Consider the following 203-nt stretch of genomic DNA (forward strand, 5'->3'; position numbering starts at 1 on the left):
GCCGGGCTGGTGTGTCGGCCGCGCGACGTTTTCGTCGAGCAGACGGTGGCCCGGCTGGCGGCGGTGGTCGCGGCGCCCGCTGGTGTGCACGGCCCCGTCGATACCGGTGTCGGGCCGGTGGTGTCGACTCCGATCATCCGGTGGCTGGCCGGCGTGGATGGTGCGGTTGAGCAGTTCAACCAGACCGTGGTGGTGCAGGCGCC

General features: G+C 72.4%; 1 protein-coding gene. It reads left to right on the forward strand.

Annotated elements, in window-relative coordinates:
* A partial coding sequence (locus AC5Y30_RS25620) for a hypothetical protein (RefSeq protein ID WP_499922135.1) occupies positions 1–203 on the forward strand: 203 nt, incomplete at both ends.

This window comes from Mycobacterium sp. NGS27, assembly GCF_059813005.1.